This window comes from Sinorhizobium americanum, assembly GCF_001651855.1.
GTDB lineage: Bacteria > Pseudomonadota > Alphaproteobacteria > Rhizobiales > Rhizobiaceae > Sinorhizobium > Sinorhizobium americanum.
The window spans coordinates 56,294-68,081 of record NZ_LNQC01000075.1 but is presented as its reverse complement, the minus strand read 5'-3'; the positions used below and the strand labels follow the sequence as shown (position 1 = coordinate 68,081).

At 64.7% G+C, this 11,788-nt stretch carries 10 protein-coding genes; 2 read left to right on the top strand and 8 right to left on the bottom strand.

Going from position 1 to position 11,788, the window contains the following annotated elements; all coding sequences use genetic code 11:
* Window positions 1-8: 8 nt before the first annotated feature.
* From cbiB to ATC00_RS23395, 5 genes are all read right to left on the bottom strand, one after another.
* Window positions 9-989, bottom strand: a complete 981-nt coding sequence (cbiB, locus tag ATC00_RS23415; RefSeq protein ID WP_064254601.1) for an adenosylcobinamide-phosphate synthase CbiB — start codon at window positions 987-989, stop codon at window positions 9-11.
* Window positions 990-1,991 (bottom strand): threonine-phosphate decarboxylase CobD, encoded by a 1,002-nt coding sequence (gene cobD, locus ATC00_RS23410; protein ID WP_037386314.1) that lies wholly within the window; start codon window positions 1,989-1,991, stop codon window positions 990-992. It lies immediately after the preceding gene.
* A 2-nt stretch (window positions 1,992-1,993) separates the two neighbouring features.
* Window positions 1,994-3,289: a cobyrinate a,c-diamide synthase gene (locus ATC00_RS23405; protein ID WP_064254600.1), complete on the bottom strand. Its 1,296-nt coding sequence runs from the start codon at window positions 3,287-3,289 to the stop codon at window positions 1,994-1,996.
* The gene (gene cobA, locus ATC00_RS23400) at window positions 3,286-4,128 is read right to left on the bottom strand and encodes a uroporphyrinogen-III C-methyltransferase (RefSeq protein WP_064254599.1); all 843 of its coding nucleotides are present in this window, start codon (window positions 4,126-4,128) and stop codon (window positions 3,286-3,288) included. Before cobA ends, ATC00_RS23405 begins: the two co-directional genes overlap by 4 nt.
* A 115-nt stretch (window positions 4,129-4,243) precedes the next feature.
* Window positions 4,244-4,702 carry a cobalamin biosynthesis protein gene (locus ATC00_RS23395; protein WP_064254598.1) on the bottom strand — a complete coding sequence of 153 codons (459 nt, stop codon included), beginning with the start codon at window positions 4,700-4,702 and terminating at the stop codon, window positions 4,244-4,246.
* 239 nt (window positions 4,703-4,941) lie between these two features.
* Between ATC00_RS23395 and ATC00_RS32685 the strand changes: the two genes are divergently transcribed.
* Together ATC00_RS32685 and ATC00_RS23390 are read left to right on the top strand one after the other, a co-directional pair.
* Window positions 4,942-5,109 carry a hypothetical protein gene (locus ATC00_RS32685; RefSeq protein ID WP_156877936.1) on the top strand — a complete coding sequence of 56 codons (168 nt, stop codon included), beginning with the start codon at window positions 4,942-4,944 and terminating at the stop codon, window positions 5,107-5,109.
* A 39-nt stretch (window positions 5,110-5,148) separates the two neighbouring features.
* Window positions 5,149-5,934, top strand: a complete 786-nt coding sequence (locus tag ATC00_RS23390) for a TSUP family transporter (protein ID WP_037386325.1) — start codon at window positions 5,149-5,151, stop codon at window positions 5,932-5,934.
* A 51-nt stretch (window positions 5,935-5,985) separates the two neighbouring features.
* Here the strand turns inward: ATC00_RS23390 and cobO are convergent, their stop codons facing one another.
* The 3 genes from cobO to cobW all read right to left on the bottom strand — a co-directional run bounded on the left by cobO (window position 5,986) and on the right by cobW (window position 11,788).
* The gene (gene cobO / locus ATC00_RS23385) at window positions 5,986-6,630 is read right to left on the bottom strand and encodes a cob(I)yrinic acid a,c-diamide adenosyltransferase (protein WP_064254597.1); all 645 of its coding nucleotides are present in this window, start codon (window positions 6,628-6,630) and stop codon (window positions 5,986-5,988) included.
* 13 nt (window positions 6,631-6,643) lie between these two features.
* A complete protein-coding gene (gene cobN, locus ATC00_RS23380) occupies window positions 6,644-10,498 on the bottom strand; it encodes a cobaltochelatase subunit CobN (RefSeq protein ID WP_064254596.1) in 3,855 nt (1,284 codons plus the stop codon).
* 225 nt (window positions 10,499-10,723) lie between these two features.
* Window positions 10,724-11,788, bottom strand: a complete 1,065-nt coding sequence (gene cobW / locus ATC00_RS23375) for a cobalamin biosynthesis protein CobW (RefSeq protein WP_064254595.1) — start codon at window positions 11,786-11,788, stop codon at window positions 10,724-10,726.

Here is an 11,788-nt window from a genome sequence, read left to right as displayed (position 1 = left end):
CTGGAGTTTTAGAAAAGCAGGAACGGCAAAACCAGTGCGGCGGCGATCAAGGTGAGTGCGCTGCAGGCACCATAAAAGACGATTACCGCGTCGTCGATGTCGACGGCCGTTGCAACTGCACGGCCGGAGCCGTTGATCATCGGCTCGTCGACGCGCGCGCCGCCATAGACCCGCGGCCCGGCAAGCTGGATATCGAGCGCGCCGGCCATCGCCGCCTCGGGCCAGCCGGAGTTGGGCGAGCGGTGAAAAGCGTGATCGCTCTTTGCCACCTCGATTGCAGCCTTCGCCGCTTCGGCGCCGCGCTTGAAGCGAGCCCCTGCGGCGATGAGAAGAGCCGAAAGCCGTGCGGCCGGAAGGTTGACGAGATCGTCGAGCCGTGCCGAGGCCCAGCCGAAATGAAGGTATTTCGGGCTCTTATGGCCGATCATCGAATCGGCCGTGTTCAACATCTTGTAGGCAAAAAGGCCGGGGAGTCCCGCAACCGCATACCAAAGGGCGGGCGCTACGACGCCGTCGGAAAAGTTTTCCGCAAGGCTCTCGGTCGCCGCACGGCAGACGCCGGGCTCATCAAGCGGTTTCGGATCCCGGCCGACGATCATCGACACGGCCTCCCGGCCTCCTTCCAGACCGTCGCGGCGCAATCCGTCGGCGACGCGGCGGACGTGATCGGCAAGGCTCTTCTGGGCCAGGAAGACCGCAACGGTCATCGCCTCGAGGACGAAACCGAGCGTGCCGAGAACATCGAACAGCCGATTGAGTACCACACCGAGCAGCATGCTTGCTGCGACAAGGATGACGATGGCCGCAACACCCCGCATCTTCCGCCAGCCGCCGTCCCCGCCGCGATTGAGCGCCGCGTCGAAAACACCGATAGCCTTGCCGAAGAGCACCACCGGATGCGTCACCCGCTCCCAAAGCCAATCGGGATCGCCGACGAGGCGGTCGACGATCAGCGCGACGACGAGGACGAGGAAAATTTCAGCCGACATCTAAACTCCTGCTCGGTGCAAGGCTTCGGCAAGACGGCGGTCGCCGTCCGCATCCGCGGCCAGGCCGATCCGCAGCCAGCGCCGGTCGTAATCGAACTTGCGCGTCAGAATGTGCTCCCGGCAGAGCGCCGTATGAAGATCGTGTGCTCGTTCGTGGTCGACGAGCGCGAAGAGACCGGTACCACCGATGACGTCCATGCCGGCGCCACGAAGCACCGCATGGAGGGCCGCGTTGCGTTCGAGGATGCCTTCCCTGACCGTGTTCGTGTCCCCTTCCATCAACCTCGCCGCCATCGCGAGTGCCGGGCCTGATACCGCCCAGGGGCCGAGCCATTCGCGGAAGGAGTCCGTGACCATAGCGTTTGCTATGACGAAGCCGAGCCTCAGGCCCGCAAGGCCAAAGAACTTGCCGAAAGAACGGAAGACGACGAGGTTGTGCTGGGCAGCGACATATGGCGCGACGCTTGTCTCCGGATCGAGATCCCCGAAGGCCTCGTCGACGACGAGCAGTCCGCCACTCGCCGCGATCGCCCTTGCCATGGCAAGCACGTCGTCAGGCGGGAAAAGCCGGCCGGTCGGATTATTGGGATTTACCAGGACCACGAGCCCTTGTGCCGCGGAGAGATCTTCGGCGCGCGCGACAGGGTCGACTACAAGGCCGGCCGCCGTCAAGACGCGCGCATATTCTCCGTAAGTCGGCCCGAATATCGCGGCGCGCCTTTTCGAATCGGCAAGCCGCGGCAGCAACTGAATGACAGCCTGGGTTCCTGGGACCGGCAGCGGTATGAGATCGCCGGTCCGATAGTAGCTGGATGCGGCTGCGCGGGCTGCCTCTTCCAGATGCCGATCCGGCAGCCGATGCCATACCCGCGCCTCGATCTCCGGCAGCGCCACCGGGCACGGGTTGATGCCGGTCGAAAGGTCGAGCCAATCTCCCGGGGCGCCGCCGAAACGGGCCGCGGCCTCGGTGATCCCGCCGCCATGGACGATCGGCGCGGTCATCATCATTCCGAAAGATCGATGAGATGCATGAAGGAGCCGGCAACACTCCCGCGGCGGAGGCCGGCATTGCCGAGGTCTACACCTGCCGCATCCGAAACGGCGAAGAGCGGCTCGGCCGCCCCTTCGGAAACGATGGTCGAATAGTGAAACTCGTGCGCCGTCATCGGTCCCTCGAAAAATGCATTGTCGACTGGCGCAACGCGCCGGTAGCCGAGATGCCGCTTGCGCTCGGCGAAACTGGTGACCAGCGGCAACAGCCCGAGCATCTCGTAACGCCTGCCATCCGCAGCGACAAGACCTTCGCCTAACGTCATGTAGCCGCCGCACTCCCCGAAGATGCGCGCGCCGCGAACGGCCGCCACATGCACCGCGGTACGGAAACGCCAAGCGCCGGCGAGCCGTTCGGCGTGCAATTCCGGATAGCCGCCCGGCAGATAGATCGCGTCGGCGCCGGCATCGGGCGCTTCATCGGCCAGTGGCGAAAAGAACGAGATGTCCGCTCCCTGCCTCATCCAGCCGGAGAGCACATGCTCGTAGCTAAAGGCAAAGGCGACGTCGCGGGCTACGGCAATCCGCTGGCCTAGAGGCCTTAGCATCCGGGCGTCCTGCGCCGGCTTCCCCCGCAAGGGAGACGCTGTTGCCAGAAGAGCTTCGACGTCACAGACCGAAGCAACGCATGCCGCGGCGTGCTCGATGAAAGCTTCGAGCGACCCGTGCTCACCGGCCTGGACAAGACCCAGATGCCGTTCCGGCAGCTTCAACGCGCCATCCTGGCGCAGCACCCCGCAAATCGCCACTCCTGCGCGGTCCAGCGCATCTCGCAGCATCGCCTCATGGCGGTCGCTGCCGACGCGGTTCAGGATGACGCCGGCGACGCGCACATCATCGCGATGATCCATATAGCCGCGCACCAGCGCCGCGACCGAGTGCGAGAGCCGGGCGCAATCGACGACCAGGACCACCGCCAGCCCCAGAGTCGCGGCGAGGTCCGCCGGCGATCCGGTCCCGTCCGCAGCGCCGTCATAGAGCCCCATCATCGCCTCGACGATCAGCGTGGAGCCGTCCTTCGTCGCGGCCGCGGCGTTGGCAAGCAGCAGTTCCGGTCGCATCGCCCAGGGATCATAGTTGAGGCAGGCCTTGCCGCTTGCCGCCGTATGGAATGCCGGATCGATATAGTCCGGGCCTGCCTTGCCCGGTGCGATGGAGACGCCGCGCCGCGCCAGCGCCCGCAGGAGACCGAGCGTCACCGTCGTCTTGCCCGAGCCGGAGCTCGGGGCGGCGATCATCAGACCGCTCATGCCGGGTTCCGTCGGATTTGGCTCGAGAACGGATCGGCGGCAAGCGTGCGGCCATTGAGTGCGCCGAGCCAATCGAGCGACGAACGCAGCCGAACGACTTCACCGACGACGACGATTGCCGGCGGCTCCAGCCCGGACGCCGTCACATCGGCCTCGGCGCGGGACAGCGTGGTCTCGAGAACCGCCTGCTCCGGTGTCGCCGCATTGCAGACGAAGGCAACGGGCTCGTCAGGCGCTCGCCCCGCAGCGATGAGGTTCGCGGAAATCTGACCGATATGCTTCATCGCCATGTACATGACGATGACCGGCGATCCTTTGGCGATGCCTTCCCAGTTGATCCGGTCCGGCACCACGCCGGAGGAATCGTGGCCAGTGAGGAAGGTGACCGCATGATTGACTTCCCGGTGGGTCACCGGGATGCCGGCATAGGCCAGTCCGCCGATCCCCGCAGTGATGCCGGGCACGATACGAAATGGAATACCGTGTTCGACGAGGGTCAGGGCCTCCTCGCCGCCGCGGCCGAAGACGAAGGGATCGCCGCCCTTGAGGCGCAGTACCCTAAGCCCGGCGCGTGCGAGTTCGACCAGGCGGAGCGAGATATCGCGCTGCTTCGGCGACGGCTTGCCGCCGCGTTTACCGGCAAATTCGAGCTTGGCGGCCGGCTTGGCGAGCTTCAGGCAATCGGCATTGACCAGCGCATCGTGAACGATCACATCCGCCTGGCGGAGTGCATTGGCGGCATGCAGTGTCAAAAGGCCCGGATCGCCGGGTCCGGCACCCACCAGCCAAACTGAACCGGGATTGAGTTCCGGCAGGTCGGCAAAAAACGCATCCGTCACGGCTTGTCACTCCGGGCCTGGCGAAACATCTGAGCTGATTCTCTCTCGTAGGAAATGATGGCAGAACATTGAATCTGCGCATGAAATGACAATATGTGCGCGGCCCCGCAATGCATCAGCTGTCTCCCACGGCGCCCGCTTCCGTCTCGCGGGTGAAGGCATGGTGCGGCGGTCCCGCGATTGCTGCCGTTGCCCGGACCGAGCGGATCTTCGGAACGAGCAGGACTGCATCACACCCTGCCGCCGCCAATGCCGCCCCTTCGGCAACACCATGGCAGCCAGTATGGGCAAAGACGATTTCGGACGGACTTTTAAGTCGCGCGGCTTCTGCCTCAAGCGTCGCAGCGTCGAAGAAGCGCACGGGTACGGAAAAATGCCGCCCGGCCGCGTGGATGGCGGGCTCTTCGGCGCGCGCGTCCAGCGAAGCCACGAATGCAACATCGCTCTTCGACGCGCCGGCGTCGGCGAGCGCCCGCTCGGCAAGCGCGATCACTTCCCCGGGCGCTGTATTTCGCTCGCAGCCGAGGCCGAGAACGAGTCGTGCGGCTGAAACTGGCCTCGTGACCAAAGACATCTGCAGTGCGGCTCCCCTGCAGCGCCACACGTCCCGGAGGCGCAGAGTCGCTGCAAATCAGTGTACATTGCGCGATAGTCCCATGCCTCTGGGGTTGGGAGCCGCGCAGCGGTCGGCGTTCCACACGAAGCGCCGGCCTGGGTAGAAACCGCACCGGTCAGGACAGCACCGGGTCTGGCCCCCTGAATGGGTCGGCCGCACCGGACGCTCTTTCGATCCGCTCGCACGGACGCCGTCGCATGATCTTCATTTTTACCGAAGGGCATCAGGGCGGTCAAACCGGGATTGCGCCATCATCGCGTCGTAAACGGCACAACCAGGCGCCGCCGCTCCGGCTGGCGGAGAAGAACGGCATTTTCTGCGGAAATTGCCGCCGACAAGCCTTTGCCTTTCATGCCCGGCTCTGACACAAGGCGGAAACAATTCCGTTTCGTCTTGAGCTTTCCGTGACCGACCTCGCTATCCACCTGCTGCTCTTTTTATTCATAGCCGCCTTCATGGCCGGCTTCATCGATTCGATCGCCGGGGGCGGCGGGATGATCACCATTCCCGCCATGTTGATCGCCGGCATTCCGCCGCTCGAATCGCTCGGCACGAACAAGCTGCAATCGCTCTTCGGGTCGGGCTCCGCCAGTATTGCCTATGCGCGACACGGCCATGTGAACCTGAAGGAACAGCTGCCGATGGCGCTGATGTCGGCCGCGGGGTCGGTGCTCGGCGCCTTGATCGCGACGGTCGTTCCAGCCGATGCGCTGAAGGGCGTGCTGCCATTTCTGCTGATCGCAATCGCCGTCTATTTCGGCTGCAAGCCGAATATCGGCGACGTCGAAAAGCATCGCCGCCTGTCGGCTTTTCTTTTCACCCTCAGCTTCGTACCGCTGATCGGCTTCTATGACGGCATTTTCGGACCGGGCACGGGCTCGTTCTTCATGCTCGGTTTCGTCTCGCTTGCCGGCTACGGCATCCTCAAGGCGACAGCCCACACGAAGTTCCTGAACTTCGGCTCCAATCTCGGCGCCTTCATCGTCTTCGTTCTCTACGGGGTCGTGCTCTGGAAGGTCGGGCTTCTGATGGGAGCGGGTCAGTTTCTCGGTGCGCAGGTCGGCTCACGTTACGCGATGGCGAAAGGCGCGAAGATCATCAAGCCGTTGCTCGTCATCGTCTCGATCGCGTTGGCGATCCGGCTGCTGGCGGACCCGACGCATCCGCTGAGGATTTGGCTGGGGATCTGATCGCGCCGGCCTGTTCCACGGCCGGCGCATGAAAAAGCCGGCTTTGCACCGTCAGAACTCGACGCCCTTCTGACCCTTGATGCCGGAGCGGAACGGATGCTTGATCAGTTCCATCTCCGTTACCAGATCGGCAATCTCCATGAGATCTTCCTTGGCGTTGCGGCCGGTGAGCACCACATGCGTCATGTGCGGCTTCTCTTCCTTGAGGAAGCGAACGACCTCGGCAATGTCGATATAGTCGTAACGCAAGGCGATGTTGATCTCGTCGAGCAGCACCATGGAATTGCGTTCGTCGCGGATCAGTTCCTTCGCCTTTTCCCAGGCTTTTTCGGCCGTCGCCACGTCGCGGGCGCGGTCCTGCGTCTCCCAGGTGAAGCCTTCGCCGAGCGTGTAGAACTGGCAGAGGTCGCCGAAATGCTTGTCGATCAGATCGCGCTCGCCGGTCTGCATCGCGCCCTTGATGAACTGCACGACGGCACAGGGCATGCCATGGGCGATATGCCGGAAGATCATGCCGAAGCCGGCGGTCGACTTGCCCTTGCCCTTGCCCGTATGGACGATGATCAGACCCTTCTCGTCGGTCTTCGTCGCCATGATCTTGTCACGCGCCGTCTTCTTCTTTGCCATCTTCATGGCGTGGCGGGCTTCGTCCTTCTCGGCGACCGGTTCGCCGGTATTTGCGGTTTCGTCGCTCATGGCATCCTCCCTATTAGTTGCCGGCGCGCGGGCGCTCAGGCGCCGCGCGGGCCGACAGACTGTTCAGTTCATATCGCGCCGAATTGGAGCGCGGGTTCCAGAGACCTCGGTCGACCGCCTCCAGGAACCGCTCGGCGAGCTCGGCAAGTGCGGCCGAGTTCTTGTCGCGCAGGAAATCGAGGACTTTCTCGTCGGCGATGAAGGCCTGGTAGGCCGCCTCGAAATGATGGTCGCGCACCGCACCGGTCGTCGCGGCGAAGGCGAACATGTAGTCGACCGTCGCGGCAATCTCGAAGGCGCCCTTGTAGCCATGGCGCATGACCCCGTCGATCCATTTCGGATTGACGACACGGGCCCGCACCACGCGGCCGATCTCCTCCTCCAGCGACCGGATCACCGGCTTCTCCGGGCGGGAGTGATCGTTGTGGTAGATCGCCGGGCGTTGCCCCTTGAGACGCTCAGCGGCAGCGCTCATGCCGCCTTCGAACTGATAGTAATCGTCGCTGTCGAGCAGATCGTGCTCGCGATTGTCCTGATTTTGAACAACCGCCTCGATGGTTCGCAAGCGCTCCTCGAAAAGCCCGCGCTCCGCCTTGCCGTCTTCGCCGGCGCCATAGGCATAGCCGCCCCAGGTAAGATAGGCCTCGGCGAGATCGGCGGGCTTTTCCCAGCCCTTTTCGTCGATGAGCGCCTGCAGGCCGGCGCCATAGGCGCCCGGCTTGGCGCCGAACACCCTATAGGAGGCGCGCCTTGCCGCCTCCTTCGGCTCGACGCCGTTTTCCTCAAGGCGACGTGCCTCGGCGCGCATCCGGGCGGCGATCATGTTGTCGGCATCGTCCTCTTCCAGTGCGCCAATGGCACGGATCGCCTTGTCGAACAGCGCGATCTGCTCCGGAAAAGCGTCGCGGAAGAAGCCGGATATCCTGAGCGTGACGTCGACGCGCGGGCGTCCGAGCACGGCAAGCGGGACAATCTCGTAGCCGGTCACCCGACGCGACGCCATGTCCCAGATCGGCTTGGCGCCGATCAACGCCAGCGCCTGGGCGATGTCGTCGCCGCCGGTGCGCATATTGGACGTGCCCCAGGCGGTGAGGCCGAAGGAGGACGGCCATTCGCCATGGTCCTGCAGATAGCGGCGGATGAGCAGTTCGGCCGATTTCTTGCCGAGTTCATAGGCCGCCGGCGTCGGCACGGCGCGGCTGTCGACGGAATAGAAATTGCGGCCGGTCGGCAGCACGTCCGGACGGCCGCGCGTCGGCGCGCCGGAAGGACCGGGGGCCACGAAGCGACCGTCGAGGCCGGTGAGCAGGCCGGTGATTTCGGCTGCACCCGACCGCTCTATTGAAGGCTTCAGCCGTGCCTCGATCTCATTGAGCACCGCTTGCGTGTTGGTCCAGCCGTCGGGGCAGGCGACCTCACCCGACATCAGCTTCGTGGCGAGCAGTTCGATGCGCTCGACCGTATCGCCCGCGCTGCGCCAGGGGGCATCCGAAAGGTTGGCGAGAAGATCGGGTTTCGGGCCGCTCCAGGGCGCGGAAAGAACGCAATCCAGCGGGTCGAAACCTCGAGGGTCAATACCCCGCTCTGTCCTGCCGGACATCTCCCCCAGGACAGAGCGGGGTGCTTGCCGCAATCCCAGATCCACCGCAATCGCGCGCTGCAAGCTCTGATCCCCACCCTCGCCCAGACCGCGCGGCACCCGGGCCAGCGCCACGGTAAGGTCGGTGAGCAGCCGCCCCTCCGGCGCCACGCCGAAGATATGCAGCCCGTCGCGGATCTGCATCTCCTTGAGGTCGCAGAGATAGGCGTCGAGCTTTTCGAGCGCCTTGTCGTCGCTGTCGCCCTTGTCGATGCCGGCGTCGTGGTCGAGGCCGATGTCGCGCACGAGATCGAGGATTTGGCGGCTGAGCAACCGCAGCCGCCGCGGATCGCCGCCCGCCGCCTCGTAATACTCGTCGACCAGCGCTTCGAGATCCTTGAGTGGCCCGTAGGACTCGGCCCGCGTCAAAGGCGGCGTCAGGTGGTCGATGATCACCGCGCTGGTGCGGCGTTTCGCTTGCGTCCCCTCGCCGGGGTCGTTAACGATGAAGGGATAGAGATGCGGCATCGGGCCGAAGACCGCCTCGGGATAGCAGGTCTCGGAAAGCGCCAGCGCCTTGCCGGGCAGCCATTCGAGATTGCCGTGTTTGCCCATATGAATGATGGCATCGGCGCCGAAGACCTGCCGCAGATGGGCATAGAAGGCGAGATAGCCGTGCGGCGGCACGAGGTCCGGGGCGTGATAGGTTTCCTTCGGATCGATATTGTAGCCGCGGGCCGGCTGGATGCCGACGATGACCTGACCGAATCGAGCGAGCGGCAGCGCGAAGTGCCCGGCAAGGAAGAAGGGATCGGCCTCCGGCGCTCCCCAACGCTCGCCCACCTCCTGCTGAATCTTTTTCGGAAGAGAGGCAAAGAAGTCCTTGTAGCGATTCAAGGAAATGGTTTCGCGGATTTCCCGGTCGCGGCTCGCCGCATTGGTCGGCCCGGCCATCAGGAAGCGCATCAGCGCATCGCCATCTTCGGGCAGCTCGGCGACCGGATAGCCTTGCGCCGCCATGGCCTTCAGCACCTCGATCGTCCCGGCGGGCGTATCGAGGCCGACGCCGTTGCCGAGACGACCGTCGCGGTTCGGGTAGTTTGCCATGACTATGGCGATGCGGCGTGCGTCCGGCTTCGCCCTGCGGAGCCTTGCCCAATTACCGGCGAGCCGGGCGGCGAAGCGCACGCGGCCGGCAAGCGGCTCATGGCCGACGATGTTTGCCTCGACAAGCGGGTCGTAGACCGATGCCGCCTTGAAGGAGACGGCGCGCGAAAGGATCCGTCCATCCACCTCCGGCAGCGCGACATTCATGCCGAGGTCGCGCGCCATCAGCCCTTGCGGCGAGGCTTCCCAGGCTTCGCGGGAGGAACCCGAAAAGATGACCTGCAGCACCGGCGCATCGGTCGATTCCAGCACAGTTGGCTGTCGGTCGGCGCCGGGTGCCGAGACGGCAAAGCCAGTGGCATTCATCACCACGTCCGGCGCCGCCTCGGCAAAGATCGCTTCGAGAGTACCGATCGACACCTGATCCTTGAGGCTCGAGACGAAGACCGGAAGCGGGCGCATGCCCTCTTCGGCGAGCGCCTCGATCAGGGCCTCGACCGGCTTGGTCTCGCCGCTTTGAACGAGGGCGCGGTAGAAACAGATGGCGACGGTCGGGGTCGGAAGCATGTCAGGGTGGTTACCCCCCTCTGCCCTGCCGCCTGCAGTGCGCATCCACTCGGCAACCCCGATCACGCCCCTGCCCGGCCACCAGATGCCGGCTTTCAGCAGCGGCCGCGCCGGCTGCGGCTTCTCGCCGCCGTCGATCAGCGCCTCGGCATAGTCGAGGAAGAGGCCGGCATTGTCGGCGCCGCCCTCGGTGAAATAGGCCCAGAGACGCCGCCGGTCTTCCGTCGAAACGGTCGAGAAAGGTTCAAGGCCGGGGTCGGGCTTGTCGTCGCCCGGCAGCACCGCGATCTGGAACTTGCCCGCCACAGCCGCGGCATAGAGCGCCTCCAGCACGTAGCGAAAATAGCTGGCGCCGCCGAGCGGCCGGACGACGATCAGCTTCGCATGCCGCGCGGTGCGCTCGACATAGGTGTCGACCGACATCGGGTGCATGAGGCTCATGAGGCTGGCGATGCGCAGGCTCTTTGCGCCTACGCGCCGGCGATGGGCGGCGGCAATCGACGCAAGCTCAGTATCGGCCGCCGACAGGAACAGGATATCGGCCGGGTTTTGGCCGAGATCGATCGCTTCGTTGCCGTCGGCGATCGTGCCTTTCTGGGCTAGCAGGAGGTGCATGGCTGCTCCTCGTGGCGCTCGCGAAAAGACCGCTCCCCAACCCCTCCCAACAAGAGGGAGGGGCCAGGTCGTGCCACACGCACTCTTTCCCCGAATATCAGCCGTTCCGGCCAAAACGCCACGCCCCTTTGGGAACGGAAGCGTCGCGGCAAATGCCAGCCAAGCCCCTCCCCCTTGTGGGGAGGGGTCGGGAAAGGGTTTTTCTCACACGCGCTCAAAACAACCTCACGCCAGCGCCGAAATCGTCGCGCGCACGGCGGCCTCGTCCATGTCGTGCAGGCCGATGACGACGAGGCGCGTGCCGCGCGTCTCGCCGGGTGCCCAGGCACGATCATAATATTGATCGACACGGCTGCCGACCGCCTGGATCAACAGACGCATCGGCTTGCCGGGTACGTCGGCAAAACCCTTGAGGCGCAGCACGTCGTGCTCGGCGATGACGGCCTTGAGCCGATCGATGAAGGCGGCCGGTTCGGCGATCGGGCCAAGCTCGACAACGAAGCTGTCGAACTCGTCGTGATCGTGCTCCTCGCCGGCCTCGTGCTCCATCTCGTGATGCGATTTGCGGTCGGCGATCTCGTCTTCCGTGCCGACGCCAAGCCCGAGCAGGATCGCGGCGGCCACCTCGCCGTTCTTGGCCTCGATCATCGCCGGCTTGCGGCTGATGCGCGAGGCGACTTCGTCGCGCACGGACTTGAGGCCCGCAGCATCGATGAGATCGGTCTTGTTGAGAACGATGAGGTCGGCGGCGGTGAGTTGGTCCTCGAAGAGCTCTTCCAGCGGGCTCTCGTGGTCGAGATTGTCGTCACTGACGCGCAGCGCATCGACCTTGTCGTGATCGTCGGCAAAACGGCCGGCGGCAACGGCGGCGCTGTCGACAACGGTGACGACGCCGTCGACCGTCACTTCGCTGCGAATGTCCGGCCAGTTGAACGCGGCGACCAACGGCTGCGGCAACGCCAGGCCGGATGTCTCGATGACGATATGGTCCGGGCGGTTCTCGCGCTCGAGCAGCTTGGTCATGGTCGGGATGAAGTCGTCGGCCACGGTGCAGCAGATGCAGCCATTGGTAAGCTCGATGATGTCCTCTTCCGAGCAGGCTTCAGCACCGCAACCCTTCAGCACGTCGCCATCGACACCGAGATCGCCGAACTCGTTGATGATCAACGCAATCCGTTTGCCCTCGGCGTTCTGCAGCAGGTTGCGGATCATCGTCGTCTTGCCGGCACCGAGGAAGCCGGTGATGACCGTGGCGGGGATCTTGCCCGATTGAGCCTTTGCAAGTGTCAT

Coding starts and splice junctions, on each gene's coding strand:
- cbiB (WP_064254601.1), bottom strand. CDS start 989: ATGTCGGCTGAAATTTTCCTCGTCCTCGTCGTCGCGCTGATCGTCGAC.
- cobD (WP_037386314.1), bottom strand. CDS start 1,991: ATGACCGCGCCGATCGTCCATGGCGGCGGGATCACCGAGGCCGCGGCC.
- ATC00_RS23405 (WP_064254600.1), bottom strand. CDS start 3,289: ATGAGCGGTCTGATGATCGCCGCCCCGAGCTCCGGCTCGGGCAAGACG.
- ATC00_RS23395 (WP_064254598.1), bottom strand. CDS start 4,702: ATGTCTTTGGTCACGAGGCCAGTTTCAGCCGCACGACTCGTTCTCGGC.
- ATC00_RS32685 (WP_156877936.1), top strand. CDS start 4,942: ATGATCTTCATTTTTACCGAAGGGCATCAGGGCGGTCAAACCGGGATT.
- cobO (WP_064254597.1), bottom strand. CDS start 6,630: ATGAGCGACGAAACCGCAAATACCGGCGAACCGGTCGCCGAGAAGGAC.
- cobN (WP_064254596.1), bottom strand. CDS start 10,498: ATGCACCTCCTGCTAGCCCAGAAAGGCACGATCGCCGACGGCAACGAA.
- cobW (WP_064254595.1), bottom strand. CDS start 11,788: ATGACACTTGCAAAGGCTCAATCGGGCAAGATCCCCGCCACGGTCATC.